This is a genomic window from Flavobacteriaceae bacterium HL-DH10 (genome assembly GCA_031826515.1).
In the GTDB taxonomy this organism is placed as follows: Bacteria; Bacteroidota; Bacteroidia; order Flavobacteriales; family Flavobacteriaceae; genus Thalassobellus; species Thalassobellus suaedae.
The window spans coordinates 1,985,254-2,011,184 of the sequence record CP134536.1; the positions used below are offsets into that span (position 1 = coordinate 1,985,254).

At 33.4% G+C, this 25,931-nt stretch carries 17 protein-coding genes; 15 read left to right on the plus strand and 2 right to left on the minus strand.

Going from position 1 to position 25,931, the window contains the following annotated elements; all coding sequences use genetic code 11:
• Nucleotides 1-17: 17 nt before the first annotated feature.
• Nucleotides 18-416: an SPOR domain-containing protein gene (locus RHP49_08670; protein ID WNH14310.1), complete on the minus strand. Its 399-nt coding sequence runs from the start codon at nt 414-416 to the stop codon at nt 18-20.
• Between the two features lie 214 nt (nt 417-630).
• Here RHP49_08670 and RHP49_08675 point away from each other — a divergent pair, with 214 nt between their 5' ends.
• The 13 genes from RHP49_08675 to queG all read left to right on the plus strand — a co-directional run bounded on the left by RHP49_08675 (nt 631) and on the right by queG (nt 21,448).
• Entirely contained in the window at nt 631-1,926 is a 1,296-nt protein-coding gene (locus tag RHP49_08675; GenBank protein WNH14311.1) for a cytochrome c3 family protein, read from the plus strand.
• Nucleotides 1,927-1,960: 34 nt separating this feature from the next.
• Nucleotides 1,961-5,056, plus strand: coding sequence for a TAT-variant-translocated molybdopterin oxidoreductase (locus RHP49_08680; protein ID WNH14312.1), 3,096 nt, complete (start codon nt 1,961-1,963; stop codon nt 5,054-5,056).
• Nucleotides 5,057-5,084: 28 nt separating this feature from the next.
• Nucleotides 5,085-6,542 carry an NrfD/PsrC family molybdoenzyme membrane anchor subunit gene (gene nrfD / locus RHP49_08685; GenBank protein ID WNH14313.1) on the plus strand — a complete coding sequence of 486 codons (1,458 nt, stop codon included), beginning with the start codon at nt 5,085-5,087 and terminating at the stop codon, nt 6,540-6,542.
• A 3-nt stretch (nt 6,543-6,545) separates the two neighbouring features.
• The gene (locus RHP49_08690; protein ID WNH14314.1) at nt 6,546-7,076 is read left to right on the plus strand and encodes a DUF3341 domain-containing protein; all 531 of its coding nucleotides are present in this window, start codon (nt 6,546-6,548) and stop codon (nt 7,074-7,076) included.
• A 7-nt stretch (nt 7,077-7,083) separates the two neighbouring features.
• On the plus strand, nt 7,084-7,629 hold the full coding sequence (locus RHP49_08695; GenBank protein WNH14315.1) for a cytochrome c: 546 nt from the start codon (nt 7,084-7,086) through the stop codon (nt 7,627-7,629).
• A 20-nt stretch (nt 7,630-7,649) separates the two neighbouring features.
• A complete protein-coding gene (locus RHP49_08700) occupies nt 7,650-9,032 on the plus strand; it encodes a quinol:cytochrome C oxidoreductase (GenBank protein ID WNH14316.1) in 1,383 nt (460 codons plus the stop codon).
• Between the two features lie 31 nt (nt 9,033-9,063).
• On the plus strand, nt 9,064-10,131 hold the full coding sequence (locus tag RHP49_08705) for a cytochrome c oxidase subunit II (GenBank protein ID WNH14317.1): 1,068 nt from the start codon (nt 9,064-9,066) through the stop codon (nt 10,129-10,131).
• A gap of 27 nt (nt 10,132-10,158) precedes the next feature.
• Nucleotides 10,159-11,952 (plus strand): cbb3-type cytochrome c oxidase subunit I, encoded by a 1,794-nt coding sequence (locus RHP49_08710; GenBank protein ID WNH14318.1) that lies wholly within the window; start codon nt 10,159-10,161, stop codon nt 11,950-11,952.
• Between the two features lie 227 nt (nt 11,953-12,179).
• Nucleotides 12,180-16,343, plus strand: a complete 4,164-nt coding sequence (locus tag RHP49_08715; protein WNH14319.1) for a gliding motility-associated C-terminal domain-containing protein — start codon at nt 12,180-12,182, stop codon at nt 16,341-16,343.
• Nucleotides 16,344-16,370: 27 nt separating this feature from the next.
• Nucleotides 16,371-17,330: a type IX secretion system membrane protein PorP/SprF gene (locus RHP49_08720; protein WNH14320.1), complete on the plus strand. Its 960-nt coding sequence runs from the start codon at nt 16,371-16,373 to the stop codon at nt 17,328-17,330.
• A gap of 110 nt (nt 17,331-17,440) precedes the next feature.
• Entirely contained in the window at nt 17,441-19,327 is a 1,887-nt protein-coding gene (locus RHP49_08725) for an OmpA family protein (GenBank protein ID WNH14321.1), read from the plus strand.
• A gap of 178 nt (nt 19,328-19,505) precedes the next feature.
• Nucleotides 19,506-20,528, plus strand: a complete 1,023-nt coding sequence (ruvB, locus tag RHP49_08730; protein ID WNH14322.1) for a Holliday junction branch migration DNA helicase RuvB — start codon at nt 19,506-19,508, stop codon at nt 20,526-20,528.
• On the plus strand, nt 20,528-21,448 hold the full coding sequence (queG, locus tag RHP49_08735) for a tRNA epoxyqueuosine(34) reductase QueG (protein WNH14403.1): 921 nt from the start codon (nt 20,528-20,530) through the stop codon (nt 21,446-21,448). The genes ruvB and queG overlap by 1 nt, the downstream gene beginning before the upstream one ends.
• Nucleotides 21,449-21,457: 9 nt before the next feature.
• Here queG and RHP49_08740 read toward each other — a convergent pair whose 3' ends face one another.
• Complete coding sequence (locus tag RHP49_08740) at nt 21,458-22,486, minus strand: LacI family DNA-binding transcriptional regulator (GenBank protein WNH14323.1); 1,029 nt, start codon at nt 22,484-22,486, stop codon at nt 21,458-21,460.
• A 264-nt stretch (nt 22,487-22,750) separates the two neighbouring features.
• Here RHP49_08740 and RHP49_08745 point away from each other — a divergent pair, with 264 nt between their 5' ends.
• Nucleotides 22,751-25,384, plus strand: coding sequence for a TonB-dependent receptor (locus RHP49_08745; protein WNH14324.1), 2,634 nt, complete (start codon nt 22,751-22,753; stop codon nt 25,382-25,384).
• Between the two features lie 191 nt (nt 25,385-25,575).
• Entirely contained in the window at nt 25,576-25,929 is a 354-nt protein-coding gene (locus tag RHP49_08750) for a glutaredoxin family protein (GenBank protein WNH14325.1), read from the plus strand.
• Nucleotides 25,930-25,931 lie beyond the last annotated feature (2 nt).

Below are 25,931 nucleotides of genomic sequence, written 5' to 3' on the forward strand. Positions count from 1 at the left end.
AATTTCAACTTTAAAAATTAATCTTTTTTCTTTAATGGTTTAAAAATAAAAGCACTTGGGAATTTTATTTTAATACGTTTTAAAGCCCTGTCTGCTTCTAAACGTGTTCTAAAGTTACCAACCCAGATTTTAAAGTTTGGTGGTTCATAGGTGTCAGTTGAAGCCCAATCTGTAAAAGATTCTTTAAATTCTTTTTGTGCTGTTTGTGCGCCAGATCTATTACCATTATAGATTTGAATCTTATAACGATCGGAATTATTTTCACTTTTATTTATTTCTTTTTTTAGATTTAGTAAAGTTTCAATTTTTTTGTCTTGATTTAAATTTACTGTTCCCTCTTGTGAAAAACTAGATGTTGTGGGTATTATAAACCCTAAAAAAGCTAAAGCACTAATTTTCAAACTCAATATTTTCATTTTCTTATTATATTTGTACAAATGTATACGTTATAATTTTAATTGCGGTTGTTTTTATTATTTAGAATCCCTCTAAATTATCAATTAACAGTTCTGTAACATTTTGCAAATCGACTTTAAATATTACTTTTGCCTGAGATTTTTATAAGTTTTTTTTTGTCAATACAAATGACAAAAGTCATACCAAAGTTTAGAAGTTAATTTAACCAACAATATGAAACAGGTGATTCACCGTAAATTAAGTAAAAGCATTCTTCATGTCGGCTTAATTATTTTATTAGCGTTTACAACCTCTCTTTCTGCTCAAGATGGAGACCCAGCAAAAGGAAAGTCATTATTTAATGCCAATTGTGCGGCTTGTCATAAATTAGATAAAAAAATGACAGGACCTGCATTGCGTAATGTAGAAACTCGTTTATCTGATGAACAAGGTTTAGATAGAGAATGGGTTTACGCATGGATTAAAAACAGTTCAGGTATTATTAAATCTGGCGATGCTTACGCAAACAAAGTTTACAACGAGTATGGTGGTGCAGCAATGACTGCATTTCCACAATTATCAAATGAGGATATAGATAACATTCTAGCTTATACAGCAGAAGAAAAGAAAGCGCCAGCTGAAACAGCAAATATTGGTGCAGTAACAACTGAATCAACAGGAGCGTCTTCAGGTATTTCTAACGAAATTATTTTAGGAGCCTTAGCGATCTTATTTCTATTGTTAGCCGCCGGGTTGTTTTTGGTAAACAAAACACTACGTCGTTTTGCAGCTGCTCAAAACATTGAGTTACCAGAAGCTTCAAAAAGAACACCACTTTGGAAAGCTTTTGTGCAAAATCAATTTTTAATGCTTGTTGTTGCTATCTTCTTTTTATTATCAAGTGCGTATTTTGTTTATGGTTATTTATCTCAAATAGGAATAGATCAAGGTTATCAACCAGTACAACCTATTCATTTTTCACATAAAATACATGCAGGCGATAATGGTATAGATTGTAAATACTGTCACTCTTCTGCAAGAGTTAGTAAAACATCTGGTATTCCTTCTTTAAATGTGTGTATGAACTGTCATAAATCAATTTATGAATATAATGGAGAAACAACTCCTGAATATTCAAAAGAATTTTATGATGGTGAAATCAAAAAATTATATGCTGCTGTAGGATGGGATGATGCCGATCAAAAATACACAGGAGATTCTCAGCCAGTTAAATGGGTTAGAATTCATAACTTACCTGACTTTGTTTATTTTAATCACTCACAACACGTAACTGTTGCTGGAGTAGAATGTCAAACATGTCATGGACCTATTGAAACCATGGAAGTTGCAGAGCAATTTGCGCCTTTAACAATGGGTTGGTGTATTGAGTGTCATAGAACAACCAATGTGAATATTAAAGATAATGACTATTACAAAAAAATACATGAAGAGCTATCTAAAAAGTATGGCGTAAAAGAATTTACGGAAGCAGAGATGGGTGGTTTAGAATGTGGTAAATGTCACTATTAATAAATTTTAATAAGAAGTAATTCAATTATATAATATGTCATCAAACAAGAAATACTGGAAAAGTGTTGAAGAGCTAAACGAGAATAGCTCTATTGTTGAGACGCTAAAGCAAAACGAGTTTGTAGCAGAAATACCTACTGATGAATTTTTAGGAGATAAAGATACATTAGAAGCTTCATCTACAACGCGACGCGATTTCTTAAAATACGTAGGATTTACTACTGCTGCAGCATCTTTAGCTGCTTGTGAAGGTCCTGTAAAAAAATCAATTCCTTATATAGTACAACCAACGGAAATCATTCCTGGTGTCGCTAACTATTATGCTACTACAATTGCAGACGGTTTTGATTTTGCTAGTGTTTTAGTTAAAACGCGTGAAGGACGTCCAATTAAAATTGAAAACAATACGATGGCAGCTACCAATGGTAGTGCAAATGCTAGAGTAAATGCTTCTGTTTTAGGCTTGTATGACAGTTTAAGAGTTCAAGGTCCTAAAAAAGATGGAAACGCTATTTCTTGGAGTGAATTTGATGCTGAAACAACTGAAAAATTAACAAGTATTGCGGCAGCTAATAAAGACATTGTGTTGTTAACACAAACTTTTGCAAGTCCATCTACGAGTAAATTAATAGCTGAGTTTAGTGAAAAGTATGGTAATGTTCGTCATGTAGTTTATGATGCTGTTTCAGAATCAGCTGCATTAGATGCATACCAAGCTAAATATGGAGAACGCGCATTAGCTAATTACGATTTTTCTAAAGCGATGACTATTGTATCTGTTGGTGCAGATTTCTTAGGAGATTGGCAAGGTGGCGGATTTGATTCTGGGTATTCTAAAAATAGAGTTCCAGATCACGGTAAAATGTCTCGTCATATTCAGTTTGAATCGAATATGTCGTTAACAGGTGCAAATGCCGATAAGCGTGTACCTTTAAAACCAAGCGAACAAAAATTAGCTTTAGCTAAATTATATAGTTATGTTGTTGGTGGTTCTGTTTCAGGAACTTTACCAGAGCATATTGATGTGGCTGTAAAAAAGGCAGCTACTCAACTAAAGAAAGCTGGAAGTAAAGGTTTAGTAGTTACAGGAATTCAAGATGTAAATGCACAAACCGTTGCTTTAGAAATTAATGAAGCTTTAAATAGTAAAGCTTTTGATAAAGCTACTCCAATTAAAACTAGACAAGGTAACGATAAAGCAGTTGCTTCTTTAGTAGCCGATATGAAGGCTGGGAAAGTTGCTGCAATTATTATGAGTGGAGTAAATCCATTATATACCTTGCCAAATGCTTCAGATTTTGCTGAAGGATTGAAAAAAACAGAATTATCTGTAGCGTTTTCAATGAAAGCAGACGAAACGTCTTCAGAAACTGATTATATAGCTGCAGCACCACATTATTTAGAATCTTGGGGTGATGTTGAAATAAAGAAAGGACATTATGCGCTAACACAGCCAACTATTCGTCCTTTATTTGATACAAGACAATTTCAAGAGGCTTTATTAAAATGGACAGGAAACGATGTTTCTTATCACGATTATATTAAAGACGCTTGGGGAACTACTATTTTAGGTGGAAGTTCTTTCAATCAAGCATTGCATGATGGTATATATGTTGGGGAAATTGATGCTCAAATTGAAGGTGCAAATTCAGAAGCAACTGAAACGCCTTCTAGTAATGCTGTAAGTGCTTTAGCAACTTCAGCAAAATCTGAAGGACTAGAGTTAACATTATATACCAAAGTAGGTATGGGAGATGGGCAACAAGCCAATAACCCATGGTTACAAGAATTTCCAGATCCAATTACAAGAACATCTTGGGATAATTACCTAACGATTTCTAAAGCAGATGCTGATGCAATAGGTTTAATTAATAAACATGTTGCTACTGGAGCTTTAAATGGAAGTTATGCTAATGTAACTGTAAATGGTACAACTATTACTGCACCAGTAATGATTCAACCAGGACAAGCAAAAGGTTCTGTTGGATTAGCATTAGGTTACGGGAAAACTTTAGGTTTAAAAGAAGAAATGCAAACAGGTGTTAATGCCTATGCATTATATCAAGGTTTTAATAGTGTACAAAACGTTACTATTGAAGCTGCTGCTGGCGAGCATGAATTTGCTTCAGTACAGTTGCATAATACTTTAATGGGTCGTGGAGATATTATTAAAGAAACAACTTTAGAGATATTTAATACTTCAGATAGAGATGTTTGGAATAAAGTTCCAACAGTTTCTTTAAATCATAAAGAAACACCAGTTACATCTCCAGAGGTTGATTTATGGGATGAATTTGATCGTTCAATTGGGCATCACTTTAACTTATCAATCGATTTAAATGCGTGTACTGGATGTGGAGCTTGTGTGATAGCTTGTCATGCTGAAAACAATGTGCCAGTTGTAGGCAAAGAAGAAGTACGTCGTAGCCGTGATATGCACTGGTTACGTATTGATAGATATTATTCATCTGAAGAAACATTTGCAGAAGACGACACTAAGAAAGAAGAGTTTTCTGGATTATTTGGTGATCAAGGCTCTTTAGGAGGGTTTGGTGAGTTAGAAAATCCAACTGAGAATCCTCAAGTAGCTTTCCAACCAGTAATGTGTCAACATTGTAACCATGCACCTTGTGAAACTGTTTGTCCTGTGGCAGCAACATCACATGGTCGTCAAGGTCAAAATCATATGGCTTATAACCGTTGTGTTGGTACTAGATATTGTGCAAACAACTGTCCTTATAAAGTACGTCGTTTCAACTGGTTCCTATACAATGGTAATGATGAGTTCGATTATCATATGAATGATGATTTAGGACGTATGGTATTAAATCCAGATGTTGTAGTACGTTCTCGTGGTGTTATGGAAAAATGTTCTATGTGTATTCAAAAAACACAAAAAACAATTTTAGATGCAAAACGTGACGGACGTGAAATTAAAGATGGAGAATTCCAAACAGCATGTTCTGCAGCTTGTAGCAACGGAGCAATGGTATTTGGAGATATCAACGATAAAGAAAGTAAAGTTGCAAAACTTTTAGAAGATGATCGTATGTATCACTTATTAGAAAGTGTAGGTACAAAGCCTAATGTGCAGTATCATACAAAAGTGAGAAATACAACTGAAGCATAAATTTAATTAAAGAATCAATTATATAATTATGGCGTCTCATTACGAAGCACCTATTAGAAGACCCTTAGTTACTGGGGAAAAATCATACCACGATGTTACTGTGGATGTGGCTAAACCAGTAGAAGGAAAAGCAAATAAACAGTGGTGGATAGTTTTTTCTATTGCACTTGTAGCTTTCCTTTGGGGTATTGGATGTATTTTATATACGATATCTACAGGTATTGGAACTTGGGGATTAAACAAGACCGTAGGTTGGGCTTGGGATATTACTAACTTTGTTTGGTGGGTAGGTATTGGTCACGCAGGAACTTTGATTTCGGCTGTACTTTTATTATTCCGTCAAAAATGGAGAATGGCAATTAACCGTTCGGCGGAGGCTATGACCATTTTCTCTGTTGTTCAAGCAGGTTTATTTCCAATTATTCACATGGGTCGTCCATGGTTAGGATACTGGGTTTTACCAATTCCGAATCAATTTGGTTCATTATGGGTAAACTTTAATTCGCCATTACTTTGGGATGTATTTGCAATTTCTACATATTTATCGGTATCGTTAGTATTCTGGTGGACAGGGTTACTTCCAGATTTTGCCATGTTAAGAGATAGAGCAATCAAACCTTTTCAAAAGAAAATATATGCTTTATTAAGTTTTGGATGGTCGGGACGTGCTAAAGATTGGCAACGTTTTGAAGAAGTATCTTTGGTACTTGCTGGTTTAGCAACACCTTTAGTACTTTCTGTACATACTATCGTATCATTCGATTTCGCTACTTCGGTAATTCCTGGTTGGCATACAACAATATTTCCACCATACTTTGTGGCTGGTGCGGTATTCTCAGGATTCGCTATGGTAAATACGCTTCTTATTATTATGAGAAAAGTATGTAACCTAGAAGATTATATTACTGTACAACACATTGAATTAATGAACATCGTAATTATGATTACAGGTTCTATAGTAGGTGTGGCATATATTACTGAGTTATTTATTGCGTGGTATTCTGGTGTAGAATACGAACAATATGCTTTCTTAAACAGAGCAACAGGACCTTATGCTTGGGCATATTGGATGATGATGTCTTGTAACGTTTTCTCTCCACAATTTATGTGGTTTAAGAAACTTAGAACAAGTATTATGTTCTCGTTCTTTATATCAATTGTTGTAAACGTTGGGATGTGGTTTGAGCGTTTTGTAATTATTGTAACGTCGTTACACAGAGATTACTTACCTTCATCATGGACGATGTTCTCACCAACATTTGTAGATATTGGAATTTTTATTGGAACAATAGGTTTCTTCTTTGTATTATTCTTATTATACTCTAGAACCTTCCCAGTAATTGCACAAGCTGAAGTTAAAACTATTTTGAAATCGTCAGGTGAGCGTTATAAAAACATTAGAGAAAGAGGAGATAGTTTAGTAGGTACTGGATCAGATCCAAGAACTTCTAAAACAATTAATAAAGAAACAAAAAACGAAAAGTAGCATATGGAAGCTTCAAAAGTAATTCACGCTATTTATACCGATGATGATATTTTAATGTCTGCTGTTAAAAAAGTTAAGGCAGAACGATATCACATTGAAGAAATATATACACCATTTCCGGTTCACGGACTAGACAAAGCTATGGGTTTAGCGCCTACGCGTATTGCTATAACAGCATTTATATACGGATTGGTTGGTTTAACCGTTGCAATTGTAATGATGAATTTTATTATGATTGAAGATTGGCCTCAAAATATTGGAGGAAAACCAAGCTTTAGTTATATAGAAAACATGCCAGCATTTGTACCTATTATGTTTGAGTTAACCGTGTTTTTTTCAGCGCATTTAATGGTAATTACATTTTACTTACGTAGTAGAATGTGGCCTTTTAAGAATGCTGAAAATCCTGACCCAAGAACTACAGATGATCATTTTTTAATGGAAATCGCTGTTAACGGAAATGAAGATGAATTAGAAGGTTTGCTTAAGGAGACTGGAGCAGTTGAGATTAATTTAATTGATAAAGCGCATTAAGATAAAGATGAAGAGCTTAATTAAAATATTAGTATTAGCAGTTATTTTCGTTGCAGTATCTTGTAAAAAGGATACAGCTCCAAACTATCAATTCATGCCTAACATGTATGAATCTGCTGGTTACGAAACTTATGGAGAAGCTGCATTTCAAAATGGAGTTGAAGCGCAAATACCTGCACAGGGTTCTATACCAAGAGGATTTGTGCCTTTTGAAATAGAAAATTCTACTGAAGGTTATGAATTAGCTAAGGCTACTTTAACAAGTTCGTTAGATTCTACACAAGTAGATTTAGCAAGAGGTAAAGAGTTATATGATATATATTGTGGTATTTGCCACGGTAATAAAGGAAAAGGTCAAGGTAATTTAGTTAAGCGAGAAAAAATTCTTGGTATACCAAATTATGCAGACAGAGAAATTACTGAGGGAAGTATTTATCATACTATTTATTACGGTAAAAATGCCATGGGTAGTTATGCTAACCAATTGAACGAAGAAGAACGTTGGCAAGTAGTTTCATACGTGGTGAAATTAAGAGCTGATTTAGTAAAGTAAGAAGATAAGATTATATAGATATGTACACATTTTCGAATAAATTAAAGACATTTTCTTTCATCTTAATGATATTAGGAGTCATAGGTGTTGGATATGGTTTTTTGACATCTCATAAGTCTTTTGAAGAGGTTGAAACCTTACTTGCAGGAGAACACCATGGAGGAGGTCATGCAGAGGAAGCTACACATGCTGCTCCAAGTCATGATACCCACGAAACAACTAATGCTCATGGAGAAGAAGCTCATGCTGATGCAGGTCATTCTGCTGTAGATGAGCATACAAAACATGTTGAGCATGTTCAACATCAAATAGCAAACAGACCTTGGTCTGCATTATATGTTGCAGCTTTTTTCTTTATGATGATTGCTTTGGGAGTTTTAGCATTTTATGCTATTCAAATTGCATCACAAGCTGGATGGTCTCCAGTATTATTTAGAATTATGGAAGGGATTACATCTTATCTTTTACCAGGAGCACTTATTGTGTTAGCTATAGCTTTAGGTTCTCATTATATTGGTCATGATAATATATTCATGTGGATGAATCCTGAAGTAACTAATCCGGAAAGTGAACATTATGATAAATTAATTGATGGCAAATCAGATTGGTTAAATGTAGGATGGTTTGCAGTTAGAGGTTTAATTTTTATTTCAGGTTGGAGTTTATACCGTCATTTTTCACGTAAATTTTCAATTGCACAAGATACTGCAGAAGATAAAAGTAATTTCAAAAAGTCTTTTCGTATATCAGCAGCATTTTTAGTATTCTTTATTTATACAGAATCTATGATGTCTTGGGATTGGATTATGAGTGTAGATCCACACTGGTTTTCTACATTATTTGGATGGTATGTATTTGCTAGTATGTTTGTAAGTGGAATAACAGTAATTGCATTAATAACAATATACTTAAAATCTAAAGGTGTTATAGAATTTGTAAATGAAAATCATTTACATGATGTCGCTAAGTTTATGTTCGCTTTTAGTATATTCTGGACCTACTTATGGTTCTCGCAATTTATGCTAATTTGGTACTCAAATATTCCAGAAGAGGTAACTTATTTTGTAACGCGTTTTCAAGATTATAAATTACCATTCTTAGGTATGGTGGTTATGAACTTTGTATTCCCAATATTAATGTTAATGAATGCTGATTACAAACGTATTCCATGGTTTGTAGTTATGGCAGGTTTAGTTATATTATTTGGACATTATATAGATATTTTCAATATGATTATGCCTTCAACCGTGGGAGATCAATGGTTTATAGGTATTCCTGAAATAAGTTCAGTACTATTATTTGCAGGATTATTCATATTTGTAGTGTTTACGGCATTAACAAAAGCACCACTACTTGTAAAAGGATATCCTTTTAGAAAAGAAAGTGAAGAATTTCATTATTAATCAAGATATTAAATAAAGACGAACGATACCAATGACTGCTTTATTAACAATTATAGTTTTAGTATTTATTTTAGTTGCCATTTGGCAAATGGTAAAGATTTTTGATTTGGCTCAAGCTAAAAACGAAAATTCTCAAGTTGCTAGTGACAAAGATAATACCATGAATGGGTATTTAATGATGGGCTTTTTAGCGTTCATTTATATCATTACCATTGTATGTTTTGTTAAATGGGGCGATTTGCCTTTATTATCCAATTCGGCATCCGCGCACGGTCCAACTATTGACAATTTGATGGTTATCTCTATGATAATTATTTTTATAGTACAGACTATTACGCAGTTTTTATTACACTATTTTGCTTTTAAATATAAAGGTGAAAAAGGTAAAAAAGCGTTGTTCTTTGCCGATAATAATAAACTGGAGGCTATCTGGACAATTATTCCAGTAATCGTTTTAGCAGGTTTAATTATTTATGGATTAAGTACTTGGATTAACATTATGGGTGTTGATGAGAGTGATGATCCATTAGTGGTAGAATTATATGCACAACAGTTTAACTGGAAAGCAAGATATGCTGGAGCAGATAATAGTTTAGGTAAAGCTAATGTGCGTTTAATTGATATTGACCGTGCTAATATTTTAGGTTTAGATGAAGCAGACCCAAATGCACAAGATGATATTATAACAACAGAATTGCATTTACCAGTAGGTAAGCCTGTGTTATTTAAAATGCGATCTCAAGATGTTTTGCATTCAGCTTATATGCCTCATTTTAGAGCTCAAATGAACTGTGTTCCTGGAATGATTACACAATTTGGTTTCACACCAACAGTTACGACTGCTCAAATGCGTGAAACACCACAAATGCAAGAGAAAGTAAACAGAATTAATAAAATTAGAGTTAAAAATAGTGAACCATTAGTTGCTAAAGGAGAAGAAGCCTTAGAGCGTTATGAGTTTGATTATTTACTATTATGTAATAAGATTTGTGGAAAATCTCATTATAACATGCAAATGAAAATTGTTGTAGAAACTCAAGAGGAATATGATGCTTGGATTAAAGAGCAAAAAGAATTCAAGAACTCTCTAATTAACTAATTTAAAAGATAAACACGATATAAGATTATGTCAGCACACGCAGATACTCACGCTCACGACGACGACCACGGACATCATCATAAAGAAACGTTTGTGACTAAATATATTTTTAGTCAAGACCATAAAATGATTGCCAAACAGTACTTAATAACAGGTACGATAATGGGAGTTATAGGTGTTTTAATGTCTATGATGTTTCGTATGCAAATTGCATGGCCAGAAGAACCTAATGTGTTATTTGAAGCCTTATTAGGTAAATGGGCACCAGATGGTGTTATGGATGCCGATATTTATTTGGCATTGGTTACTATTCATGGTACCATCATGGTATTTTTTGTATTAACTGCAGGTTTAAGTGGTACGTTTAGTAATTTATTAATTCCATTACAAATTGGAGCTCGTGATATGGCATCAGGATTTCTGAATATGATATCATATTGGTTATTCTTTTTATCGAGTGTAATCATGGTTATATCGTTATTTGTTGAAGCGGGACCAGCAGCAGCAGGTTGGACTATTTATCCACCATTAAGTGCTTTACCAATGGCGCAAGGTGGTTCTGGTATGGGTATGACATTGTGGTTAGTTGCTATGGCTATATTTATTGCTTCATCTTTAATGGGATCTCTTAATTATATTGTTACCGTAATTAATTTACGTACAAAAGGTATGTCTATGACAAGACTTCCATTAACTATTTGGGCATTTTTTATTACTGCAGTAATAGGTGTAATATCATTCCCTGTACTATTATCTGCAGCATTATTATTAATAATGGACAGAAGCTTTGGGACGTCATTCTTTTTATCAGATATATTTATTCAAGGTGAAGTCTTACATTACCAAGGTGGTTCACCTGTGTTATTCGAACATTTATTTTGGTTCTTAGGACACCCAGAGGTGTATATTGTAATATTACCAGCCATGGGATTAGTTTCCGAGATTATGGCATCAAATTCACGTAAACCTATTTTTGGTTACCGTGCTATGATAGCATCTATTTTAGCAATTGCATTCTTATCAACTATAGTTTGGGGACATCATATGTTTGTTTCTGGTATGAATCCTTTCTTAGGTTCTGTATTTACATTTACAACCTTATTAATAGCAATTCCTTCAGCAGTAAAAGCTTTTAACTGGATAACTACATTATGGAAAGGTAATTTGCAAATGAATCCTGCCATGTTATTCTCTATTGGTTTTGTATCAACATTTATAACTGGAGGTTTAACAGGAATTATTCTTGGGGATAGTGCTTTAGATATTAATGTTCATGATACTTACTTTGTTGTAGCACACTTCCATTTAGTAATGGGTATCTCTGCATTGTATGGTATGTTTGCTGGAATTTATCACTGGTTTCCAAAAATGTTTGGTAAAATGCTAAATAAAAACTTGGGGTATATCCATTTCTGGATAACAGCAGTTTGTGCTTATGGTGTGTTTTTTCCAATGCACTTTATAGGAATGGCAGGTTTACCTCGTCGTTATTATACCAATAGTAACTTTCCTTTATTTGATGATTTAGCGAACGTAAATGTTATCATTACTATCTTCGCTTTAATTGGAGGTATTGTACAAATAGTTTATTTATACAATTTCTTTGGTAGTATTTTCTATGGTAAGAAGGCTACTCAAAACCCTTGGAAGTCTACAACTCTTGAGTGGACTACCCCAGTAGAACATATACATGGTAACTGGCCAGGAGAAATCCCTCATGTACATCGTTGGGCTTACGATTATAGTAAACCAGGACATGATGTAGATTTTATTCCACAGCATATTCCTTTAAAAGACGGAGAAGAAGAACTTCAGCATTAAGAATTTTTATTTTTATATAAATTAAACCCACCTTATTGGTGGGTTTTTTGTGTTTTTATAATTTTTTTTATCGATGAAATGTAAAATAATTCAAAATAAATCGATGAAATACAAAAAAATCAGTTAAATTGCGCAAGTAATTTATGTCAATATAGATTATTGATTAATCTTTTAGATATATTTTATCATAAAAAGTTATTTAATAGTAACCCTAATTAACCAAATCTATGAAAACAAAATCCCTTTTTAGGTACGCATTAAATTATGCTACTTTTTGTTTTGTCTTTTTTTGGACACTATTATCTGTAAATGCACAGTGTCCTACAGTAACAAATTCAAATCCTATAATTTTAGATGCTTCAGGATATACTTTCGCCGATTTAAGCGACGATTATGTTACTGAAGTTGGTACCAATGGAATCGTTTGGTATACAGATTCTACTGGAGGAACTATAATTAGTTCTACACAATTACTTGATGAAGGCACTTATTATGTTGATGATAGTTCTGGTTCCTGTGGTTCTAGAACATCAATTAATGTAACATTTCAAGTACCTCCAAGTAATCAAAATTTAGATGGTATTTTTTGTAGTAATGAAAATCCAGATATACAAATGTATATTGATGAAGTACTTCAGTTTGATATACCTTCTGGTGGTTCTGTCGAAATATATAATGATCAAGCTTTAACAGACTTGGCAATTTCAACCGATTTGCTATCTGGGTTTTATACCTATTATATTATTTTTGTAGATGAATTTGGTAATAAAAGTCAAATAGAAGACGGCGAAACAATTGTTGTGGAGTCTCCTTCCGATCCAACACCTCCAACTACTCAAGAATTTTGTGCAGATACAAGTCCAACAGTTGGGGATTTAAATCCAGGTACAGCTTCTCTAAATTTTAATTGGTATGCAAGTATAGATGTTAACGGAAATCCTAGTGGAGCACCATTATCTTCTTTAAATTCTTTAACAAATGGGACATATTATATTCAAACTAATAATGGATGTAAGAGTAACACAATACCAGTTACAGTAACTATAGATACTCCACGAAATGCTGGAACATCTGAAAGTTTACCATATTGTGAAAATGACATACCAACAGCAGATTTTAATTTATTTGATATTTTAGGAGGTACAAAAGATTTAAATGGAACTTGGTCTGGAGATTTAATAACGTCAAACGGAGATTCAGGTACTGTTAATATCGCAACTCTAGCAGTAGGTACTTATATAAATACTTATACAGTGTTTAGTACTGGTATTTGTCCAAATGCTACTTCTTCAGTGACTATAACTATAGCACCAGCACCAGAATCAGGAACAGCCAATACGCCGGTAGAATTTTGTTTAGAAGCGATAACAACAGGACAAACCTATAATTTATTTGATTTATTAACGGGCGAAGACCAAACAGGAACATGGAGTGATGATGATAGTACATCGGCACTTAGTGGAAACACAGTTACCCTTGATGGACTTTCAGAAGGAACCTATAATTTTACATATAATGTAGATGCTATTGGAAGCTGTGACGATGTAGATGTGACAGTTCAAATTATAATAAATCCGCAACCAAATTCAGGAACACCATCACCAGCTTTATTTTGTGAAAATGATTTAACAGCAAATTCGCCATTAGATCTATTTGGACAATTAACAGGAAATGATTCAGGAGGAACATGGAATGATGATAGTACAACAGGATTGTTAACAGGAAGTGATGTTGATATTACAGGTTTAGCGGTTGGATTATATAATTTCACTTATAGTATTACCAATGGGTTTGGTTGTACAAATAGTTCAACAGTAGTTGTAACAATAGCACCAGCACCAGAATCAGGAACAGTAAATACACCAGAAGAATTCTGTTTAGCAGACATAACAACAGGACAAACCTATAATTTATTCGATTTATTAACCGATGAAGACCAAACAGGAACATGGAGTGATGATGATAGTACATCGGCACTAAGTGGAAACACGGTTACCCTTGATGGACTTTCAGCTGGAACCTATAATTTCACATATAATGTAGATGCTATTGGAAGTTGTGATGATGTAGATGTGACAGTTCAAATTATAATAAATCCGCAACCAAATTCAGGAACACCATCACCAGCTTTATTTTGTGAAAATGATTTAACAGCAAATTCGCCATTAGATCTATTTGGACAATTAACAGGAAATGATTCAGGAGGAACATGGAATGATGATAGTACAACAGGATTGTTAACAGGAAGTGATGTTGATATTACAGGTTTAGCGGTTGGATTATATAATTTCACTTATAGTATTACCAATGGGTTTGGTTGTACAAATAGTTCAACAGTAGTTGTAACAATAGCACCAGCACCAGAATCAGGAACAGTAAATACACCAGAAGAATTCTGTTTAGCAGACATAACAACAGGACAAACCTATAATTTATTCGATTTATTAACCGATGAAGACCAAACAGGAACATGGAGTGATGATGATAGTACATCGGCACTAAGTGGAAACACGGTTACCCTTGATGGACTTTCAGCCGGAACCTATAATTTTACATATAATGTAGATGCTATTGGAAGTTGTGATGATGTAGATGTAACCGTTCAAATTATAATAAACGATACACCAGCACCAACAGCAGATACACCTCAAGAATTTTGTGATACAGCTACTGTTGGGAATTTAGTTGCCACAGGAACAAGTATTCAATGGTACAATGTTGCAACTGGGGGAACGCCTTTAGCAGCTACAGATGCTCTTGTTGATGGTAATATCTACTATGCAACGCAAACAGATGCAACAACGGGTTGCGAATCTTCAGTGAGAACAGCAGTAACAGCTATTATATACCAATCTCCAAATGCGGGAGACCAAAATTCAACAGGTATTGTAGCATGTAATAATGGTACTATCAATTTAAATTCTGGATTAGATGGCACTCAAGATTTAGGAGGAATCTGGTATGAAGGTTCAGATAATACAGGTATAGTAGTTGCGAATCCAACAGCATATGATGTTACTGGATTTACTGCTAATACTTATCAATTTACTTATTATGTAGTTGCATCGTCACCATGTGTAGATGATAGCGAAACAATAATAGTAACTATCGAAGCACCTTTAGATGCAGGAACAAATAATACTTTAGATGTTTGTAGTAATAATGGAACAACAGATTTATTCTCACTTATTGGAAGTGCTGAAACAGGAGGAACTTGGTCTCCTGCTATGGCGAGTACTACAGGTGTTTTTGATCCTTTAGTTGATGCTTCAGGAACATACACATATTTATTAACAAATGCTTGTGGAACTTTTAGTAGTCAAGTAGATGTAACAGTGACTCAAGCTCCAAATGCGGGAAGCGATAATACTGCTTTAATATGCGTTATTGATGGCGTAACCGATTTATTCTCATTTTTAGGAACTTCAGCTCAAACAGGAGGTACTTGGTCACCAGCTTTAACAAGTGGTACAGGAGAATTTAACCCTAATATTGATGCTCAAGGGATTTATACTTATATAGTGGCAGCCACATCACCATGCTCATCAGATTCAATGGCTCAAATAACAGTAACTGTTAGCGATACTTCTGCACCCGTAGTTTTAGAAGCAAATCCAGAGTTTTGTTTAGTAGATAATCCAGTCGTTTCAGATTTAAATAGTGCTTTAAGGTTTACAGGAACTGTAAATTGGTATGAAGATGATGCTTTAACTAATTCGGCAAATCCAACTGATAATTTAGTCGACGGAGAAGATTATTATGCCACTCAAACTAATAGTGACGGTTGTGAATCTTCAACTAATATTCAAGTCACAGTAACTATTAATAATACACCAACACCAACACTAGTAGATGCTACTAAGGCGTATTGTTTGAACGATAATCCTCAACCTAGCATTAGCGATCTTACTTTAAATATTACAGAATATGATTCAAATACAAATAATATAGTTTGGTATGACGCTGAATCGAATGGAAATATAATAGGCAGTTCAACTATACTTTCAAATTTAACATCTTATTATGCTGTTTTAGTTGATGCTAATACAGGATGTGAAAGTAGTGTAAGATTAGAAGTTACTCCAGATATAACATCATGTGGTAAACTGGTTTTACCTGATGGTTTTTCACCAAATAATGATGGTGTAAATGATTCATTTGATTATAACAACTTAGATATTTTATATCCAAACTTTGAAATTGAAATCTTCAATAGATATGGTAACGTTGTTTATAAAGGAAATGCTTCAACACCTCGTTTCAACGGAAAGTCTAATCAATCAAGATCGATTGGAAATGGCGACTTACCTGTAGGTGTTTATTATTACATTTTCAAATTTAATGATAATACAAACAAACCAGAACAAGGACGTTTATACTTGAGCAGATAATTTTTTAGATAACACAATTTAGAAACTATGAAACATTTAAATATATATCATAAAATAGCTGCGATAGTAGGATTGACATTCTTAATGTCTGTTCAAAGTTTTGCGCAGCAAGACCCTCAATTTACACAGTATATGTATAATATGAGTGTTATAAATCCAGCATATGCAACAGCAGATGAAGCGATTTTGAATCTTGGAGGTTTATATAGAGCACAATGGGTAGGAATTGAAGGCGCACCCAAAACAGGAACCTTTTTTGCACATACACCTATAAATGAAAAAATAGAAGTTGGTATTTCGTTTGTTAACGATAATATTGGTGACATTGTTCAAGAAAATAACATTTATGCTGATTTTGCTTATGTTTTACCCGTTGGTTTAGATTCTAAATTATCGTTAGGTATTAAAGCAGGATTTACTTTTTTCGATGTTAATTTTGATGGCTTTAATTTACAATCGGGAAATACATCTACAGATTTAGCATTTAATGAAAACGTTAATAAAACCTTTCCTAATTTAGGAATAGGAGCCTTTTACTTTACCGATAATTATTACATCGGGTTATCTGCTCCAAACATGTTATCATCAAAACATTTAGAAACAGAAAATGGTGTTAGAGCTACTGGAGTTGAAAATGTTCACTATTTTTTAACAGGTGGTTATGTGTTTGATATCAATCAGAATTTAAAACTTAAACCAGCATTTATGGCTAAATCGGTTAAAGGAGCTCCTTTAGCATTAGATATTACAGCAAACGTTTTAATTAATGAGAAATTAGAAGCAGGTTTAGGATATCGATTAGACGATGCTATAAGTGGTTTGATAGGTTTTAGAATTTCACCAGAACTAAAAATAGGATATGCTTACGATTTTACAACTAATAATCTAGGAAGTTATAACTCAGGATCACACGAAATATTCATTTTATTTGATGTTGATTTATTCGGTTTCAAAGGAGGATATGATCGTTCACCAAGATTCTTCTAAATTTTAATAATAGGAAAACATGAAACATCCATTATTGAAAACTTTGTCAAATGAATTAGCAACCGAATGGATGTTACATCTGACAATTAAAAAACAATAAAAATATACAGATGAAAAAACATATATACATATTTGCAAGCCTTTTATTAGTTAGTGGAATAACATTAGCGCAAAAAGGAAATATAAAAAGAGCTAATAAACTTTTTGAAATGAGAGCCTACAATGAAGCGGCAGAAATCTATGAAACCAAAGAGCGTAATCAAGAAGTGCTTCAAAATTTAGCCGACAGTTATTATTATAACACGAGTTTTGAAAAGGCTGTTAAAACCTATAGTGAGCTGTTTCAAACCTATGGTGATTCTATTAATATTGAATATCATTTCCGTTATGCGCAAGCTTTAAAAGGAGTTAAAGATTATAGCGAAGCCGATAAACATTTAAGTAGGTATTATGACAAACCATTTAATACCAATGCATTTATTGAAACTACAGGAAAAACAACACCTCATAATTTTAAGTTACAACACATTATGAATGAAAATTCGAGTAGCGATTTTGGCTTGTCGTTTTATGGAGAGAATAAAGTAGCTTTTGCTTCGGCAAGAAACATTAAAAACCCATCTTATTCATGGAATGAATTACCATATTTAGATTTGTATAGCGCAACCTTAACAGATCATAATACGCTTGAAAATATTCAGCCTTTTTCAGATGCTATTAATACAAGTTCGCATGAAAGTAGTGCCGTATTTACTAAAGATGGTAAAACGATGTATTTTAATAGAACCAATGCCACGCGTAAAAAAGCAGACGAAGAACGTATTGCACATATAAAAATTTATAAAGCAGAATTAGTTGATGGCAAATGGACTAATGTTACCCCGTTGCCATTTACATCAAATAACTATAGTACCGAACATCCAGCCTTAAGTAAAGACGAAAAAACACTTTATTTTGCAAGTGATATGCCAGGAACAATAGGAAGTTTTGATATTTATAAAGTAACTATAAATGACGATGGAACTTACGGAGAACCAGAAAATTTAGGAGCTACAATTAATACAAAACACAGAGAACAATTTCCTTTTATAAGTGATTCAAATGTACTGTATTTTTCTTCAATTGGTCACCAAGGTTATGGTGGTTTAGATGTGTTTAGAAGTAATATGGTTAATGGAAGTTTTGATGAACCAATAAATTTAGGAAGTTCTATAAATAGTAATTTAGATGATTTTGCTTTTGTTATTAGAGAAAAAGATAACATGGGTTATGTATCTTCAAACAGAAAAGGAAACGACAGATTATTTGGTTTTACTAGAGAAGAAAACGTATTGTTAAAATATCAAGTAGCGGGTATTGTTCAAGATTTAAATAGTAAAGAGTTATTAGCAGGTTCTTTATTAACATTATTTGATGAATCTGGAACTATAATTCAAGATGTCATTGTTGGTGATGATGCATATTATATTTTCAAAATAGAGCCTAATAAAAAATATACAGTTAGAGGAACCCGAAAAGCATATATTCCACAAGATGTTGAGTTCTCAACAGATAGCGATGGGAAAGTTCAACATAACATATACTTAAATTTAGAATCTTTTGCAGATGCTGAAGAGCATGTTAAAGAGAATGAAAAGGGAGAAGTACAAATAGAATTAGAAAAAATATACTTTGATTTTGATAAATCTAATATCCGTAAAGATGCTGCGGTAACGTTAAATATATTGGTTGATTTAATGAAGAAATATCCAACTATGGAAGTTGAAGTTTCAGCACATACAGATGCAAAAGGGTCAGATCAATATAATTTAAAATTGTCTAAACGACGTGCAGCTTCTACACTAGAATATTTGGTTAGTCAAGGCATTGAAAGAAAGCGATTAAAAAGTATTGGTTACGGAGAAAAGCAACCCCTTAACGATTGTATTAAAGAAGGTGTTTGTGACGATGAAGAATACGATGTTAACAGACGTTGTGAATTCACAATTTTAAATTAACCTATTATCCAGCTAAGGCGGGAACCTCATTAAATAAAATGTATAAAGCCTTTCCAATTCGGAAAGGCTTTTTGTTTATATTTGCTTTTAGTGAACTTTTTGTCATTCCCGTAAAGGCGAGTATCTTTTTTTAATTGAACCTAAATGTCACCTTGAGCGCAGTCGAAAGGCATCAAACATGAACGAAAACCTAGATCCAACAGACGATAATTTTTCACCTGAAGAATTAGACGTAGAAAGAAAATTAAGACCCTTATCCTTTGATGATTTTACAGGGCAGGATAAAGTGTTGGAAAATTTACAAATTTTTGTTCAGGCCGCAAATTTACGAACCGAAGCTTTAGATCATACGCTATTTCATGGACCTCCAGGATTGGGTAAAACAACCTTAGCTCATATATTAGCGAGTGAACTTGATGTAGGTATTAAAGTAACTTCAGGTCCTGTTTTAGACAAACCAGGGGATTTAGCAGGATTACTAACTAATCTAGAAGAACGCGATGTGTTATTTATTGATGAAATACATCGATTAAGTCCTATTGTAGAGGAGTATTTGTATTCAGCAATGGAGGATTACAAAATTGATATTATGATTGAAACAGGACCAAACGCAAGAACGGTTCAAATCAATTTGAATCCGTTTACATTAGTTGGTGCGACTACCCGATCAGGATTATTAACAGCACCTATGCGTGCACGTTTTGGTATACAAAGTAGATTGCAATATTATAAAACCGATTTACTAACCACCATAGTACAACGAAGTGCTAATATTTTAGGAGTACCTATTTCTATGGAGGCAGCCATTGAAATTGCAGGAAGAAGTAGAGGGACACCTCGTATTGCAAACGCTTTATTACGTCGTGTTCGAGATTTTGCTCAAATAAAAGGCAACGGTTCTATAGATATTAAAATCGCAAAATATGCTTTAGAGGCTTTAAATGTTGATGCTCATGGATTGGATGAAATGGATAATAAAATTTTATTAACCATTATTGAAAAATTTAAGGGCGGACCTGTTGGTATTTCTACAATTGCCACTGCGGTAAGTGAAAGTGCTGAAACCATTGAGGAAGTTTATGAACCTTTTTTAATACAACAAGGTTTTATTATGCGAACACCTCGTGGTAGAGAAGTTACCGAACAAGCGTATAGACATTTAGGAAAAGTAAAAGGACCAACTCAAGGTGGTTTGTTTTGATAAATAATAAAACTAAATACACTAAACTTATTAAAACCGAAGCCAAACGCCTCGGTTTTTTATCTTGCGGTATAAGTAAAGCAACTTTTTTAGAAGAAGAAGCACCACGATTAGAAAAATGGTTGAAAAATAATATGCATGGTGAGATGCATTATATGGAAAACCATTTTGATAAGCGTTTAGATCCTACAAAACTGGTTGAAGGTTCTAAAAGTGTTATTTCGTTATTACTTAATTATTATCCAGAAGAAAAACAGAATGAATCGAGTTTCAAGCTTTCAAAATACGCTTACGGAACCGATTATCATTTTGTAATAAAAGATAAATTAAAATCACTTTTAAATTTTATTCAAGAAGAAATTGGCGCTGTTCATGGACGTGCCTTCGTAGATTCGGCACCTGTATTAGATAAAGCATGGGCAGCCAAAAGTGGTTTAGGTTGGATTGGAAAACATAGTAATTTATTAACCCAACAAGTGGGGTCTTTCTATTTTATTGCTGAACTCATTATCGATTTAGATTTAGAATACGATTCGGCAACAACAGACCATTGTGGAACCTGTACTGCATGCATTGATGCTTGCCCTACAGAGGCTATTACAGAACCTTATGTTGTAGATGGGAGTAAATGTATTTCATATTTTACTATTGAATTAAAAGATAATATTCCAACAGAATTTAAAGGAAAGTTTGACGATTGGATGTTTGGTTGTGATGTATGTCAAGATGTATGTCCATGGAATCGGTTTTCAAAAGCACATAACGAACCGTTGTTTAATCCGCATCCCGAATTACTGTCAATGACTAAAAAAGACTGGGAAGAGATTACTCAAGATGTGTTTAGTAAGATTTTTCAAAAATCGGCTGTTAAGCGTACTAAGTTTTCAGGATTAAAACGAAATATCGATTTCTTGAAATAACACTATTTTTTATTCTTTTGTTGACTCCCTTTTTACCAAAGCGGTTTCTAGGGTAATAGTTTTTGGTGTTTTAGGTTTCTTGTTTTTAATGGCTTTAATTTCTTTGTAAAGCTGTTTAAAAGCAGTTTTTCCCATTTGGTAACCCGGTTGGTCTATAGTTGTAAGGGTTGGAGAGATAACTGACGACATAAACCAATTACTAAATCCAACAATACTTATCTCTTCAGGAATTTTAATACCTTGTTTGTTAAACTCATTAAGAGCGCCAATAGCTACTAAATCGGTATTTATAAAAATACCATCAACATCACTATGATCTTTTAATAGTTGTTGTGCACTTTTTTTACCCTCTTCAAAACTCATATCGCCGCATTCACATATATAGACTAATGAAGGGTCGTATGGCATATTATTATCTAATAACGCTTTTTTATACCCGAGAAATCTATCAATAGAGTTTTGAGGTAGAAGCGGACCTCTAAAATGAGCAATGCGTTTACAACCTGTATCAATTAAATGCTGGGTAGCATCATATGCTGCTTTTCGGTCATCTATAATAATTTTTGAACACTTTACAATTTTTGCAATTTTGTCGAACATGACCATAGGCTTATTTAGAGCAAGTACTTCATTTAAATGATTAAAATTTGCAGTGCCATTTGCTATTGAAATTAAAATGCCATCTACGCGCTGACTTAACAACAAATCAATTTGTTTCTTTTCGAGTTCATAAGATTCATTTGATTGTAGAATAATAACCAAATAACCTTTTTTCTCTGCTTGAGCAACAATACCTTTAATAACACTCGAGAAAAAATGGTGAACAATTACAGGAATTATTAATCCAATAGTTTTAGATTCCTTAGTTCTTAAATTAACTGCAAAGGCGTTGGGTTTGTAGTTTAGAGTTTTTGCTAATTCTTTTACTAGTCCTTTTGTTTTTTTACTAACATCAGGATAGTCTTTTAATGCTTTTGAAACAGTTGTTACTGAAATGTTTAAATGCTCTGCAATTTGTTTTAATGTTACTGGTTTCATGTTTTTATAATTATTGTTTTTTTATAGGTCACATGTAATATTCATTTAGTCATTTTCTTGGCTACCGAAAATTTAGTTATGAATGTTTCATAAAAAAACATCAATTTCTTAATGCTAAATATAATGAAAATATCAAAAACGAAAACGTTTTCGTTGATTTCGAAAACGTTTTCGTTGCGAAAATTGTATTTTTAGTATAGTGTAAATGTAAATTGCATAAGAATTAAACTATATAATTATTAAATAACTAAAATTTAAGACAAAATGAATTCAACTAAAACTAAATGGAGTGTTTTGCTTCTAATGTTATTTTCAGTATCGTCAATTTTTGCACAATCAACGATTTCTGGAACAGTTAATGATCAATATGGCGTGCCACTTGGTGGTGTAAACGTTATACTGGATGGAACAACTAAGGGTTCAGTAACCGATTTTGATGGAAACTACACCATTGCTAATGTAGAAGATGGAACTTACACGTTAACAGCTACCTTTATAGGTTACAAAACTTTTGCAAAAAGTATTGAAGCTCAAGGCGGAGATATTACAGTGAGTTTTTCAATGGATGAAGATGCAGCGTCTTTAGACGAGATTGTTGTAACTGGGGTTGTAAATCCAAAATCTAAATTAGAATCGAGTGTATCGGTTTCTACTATGGATGTTAAACTTATTGAGCAAGCTTCTCCAAGAAGTGCAGGTGAGCTGTTTAGAAACATACCAGGTATTCGTGCAGAATCTTCTGGTGGTGAGGGTAATGCAAATTTTAACGTACGTGGTGTGCCAATTTCTTCTGGAGGGTCGAGATACTTTCAAATTCAAGAAGATGGTTTGCCATTAAACTTATTTGGTGATACCTCTTTTGGAAATGCTGACAACTTTTTAAGAATTGATTCTAATATTGGTAGAGTTGAAGCTATTAGAGGTGGTTCTGCATCTACGCAAACATCTAATGGACCAGCAGGTATCATTAACATGATTAGTAAAACAGGTGCTACAGAAGGCGGTTCATTTGGAACAACTTTCGGATTGGATTACCAAACGAGTCGATTAGATTTTGAATATGGTGCACCGATAGGCGAAGGTTTATCATATCATATTGGTGGATTTATGAGAAGTGGAGAAGGGCCAAGAGAAATAGGTTACCAAGGTAATAAAGGTGGACAATTTAAAGCGAATCTTACAAAAAGATTTGAAAGCGGATATGTACGTGTTTATGCAAAGTTTTTAAACGATAAATCGGTAATGTATTTACCAATGCCTATGTTATTAGAAGGTGATAATGCAAACCCAACATTTTCTAACCTTCCAGGGTTCGATATTACTAATGATGCCGTACAATCTGCGTATTTACAACAAAGTGCTGGAACGAACCCTTTTGATGGTGGTGGTAGACATGTAAATGATGTTAGAAATGGAAATAATCCTATCTCTAAAGCTTTAGGTGCTGAGTTGTCTTTTGATTTAGGTGATGGATGGAAATTAGCAGCTAAAGGAAGATATTCTAACAATAGTGGCGAATGGGTTGCACCATTTACAGCAGCTGTTGGTACGGTTTCAGAAATTGATGCTACTGCTAGAGCAGCAGCTGGTGCAGGTTCTGAGCCATTAGTTTATGCTGATGGAGATAGAGAAGCTTTCAACCCATCAAATGGATTAGCTCAAATTATACACATGTTCGATGTAACTGTTGATGATTTAAGTAACTTTTTTGGAGATGTAAAAATATCTAAGAAATTAAGTGATAATGTTGGTGTAACGGCTGGTTTATTTACAGCAACTCAAAATACTAAAATTGGATGGCAATGGAATTCTTTCCTTTCTGAAGTTAAAGGAGGCGGTCAAGCTAGATTAGCAGATTTTGATGGTTTTTCAAGAAATGGTCAATATTCTTATGGGACGCCAGTTTGGGGTAACTGTTGCCAACGTAAATACAATACAGTACATAATGTAAATTCTCCGTATGTTGGTGTTGATGCAGATATTACTGATAAATTAAATTTTGATGGTAGTGTGCGTTTTGAAAACGTTAAAGTGAATGGTAACATACAAGGAGGTCCAACAAGTCAGGGAGCATATGATTATGATGGTGACGGTGTAATACAAGATATTGAGCAATCTGTTCCTGTTATTGCCGGTAATGCGGGTCAAATTGTTAATGATGATTATAACTTTGTGTCGTATTCTGCAGGTCTTAATTATAAGTTAGATGCAGGTGCAGCCATTTTTGCAAGATATAGTTCTGGTGCTTCTGGTAGAGCAGCCGATAGAAATTCTTATGGAACAGATGGTAAAGCAGATGTACAATATGATGAAGTGTCTCAATTAGAAGTTGGTTACAAGAAAAGATTAAAAAATGGTGTGCTTAACTTAACAGGGTTTATGAGTAACACTGATGAAGGCTTAAGTAATGAGTTAAATAGAACTGTTGGAAATCCATTTAAAGCTTTAGGTTTAGAAGTAGAAACTGCTATGGCATTTGGAGATAACTTCTCTGTTAATGGGTCTTTTACTTGGACAAAAGCAGAAATTGATGGTGGTGCAAATAAAGGAAATACTCCAAGAAGACAAGCAGATTTAGTTTACAACGTATCACCATCTTATAGTTTTGGTGAAAACAGTCAGCATAGTGTAGCTTTAAGTATGCTAGGCACTACTAAATCGTATGCTCAAGATGATAATGCATTAGTAATGCCAGCATATGCATATTTTAATTTGATAGGTAGAGTTGGTTTAACAGAAGGTCTTTCTGTAGTGTTAAGTATGAATAATATTTTTGATACTGTTGGTATTACAGAAGTTGAAGGTAACGGGGATGGAGCTTTTGGAACAAATCGTTTAGTAAGAGCTAGGTCTATTAGTGGTAGTTCTTCTACAATTTCTTTACAATATAAATTTTAGAAAATTGATTAATAGCAAAGAGTTTGTTTGATTTTTTAAGTGATTAGTAATTAGGGTTGATGAAATCTCTCACTAAATATCAGCCCTTTTTATTAATCTTCAATTTGAATTTTCTAATTTAAACATTTGAAACATCTCTGGTTATAAAGGTGTTATAGTCGACAATTAAAAAAAACAATAAATATAAACACATGAAATATTTAGTATTAGTACTTGTTTTTTTGGTTTCTTTAGGAAGTAGCTCTCAAGATTTAAATAATGCTATTAAATTTGATAAACAAGATAAAATAATAGTTTATGGTAGCGATACCTGTCATTATTGTATTGATACTAAAGCTTATTTAAAAGAAAGAAAAATAGATTTCACGTATTACGATGTAGATGTAAATTTAGAAAAGCAAAGAGAAATGCTAATAAAATTACAAAAGGCAGGGTTTTCAGTTGATAATTTGTCTTTGCCAGTTGTCGATTTACATGGAAAACTTATAATGAATGGGACTGATTTTGAAGGATTTCTAAAAAAATTAATCATTAATAAAAAGTAAAG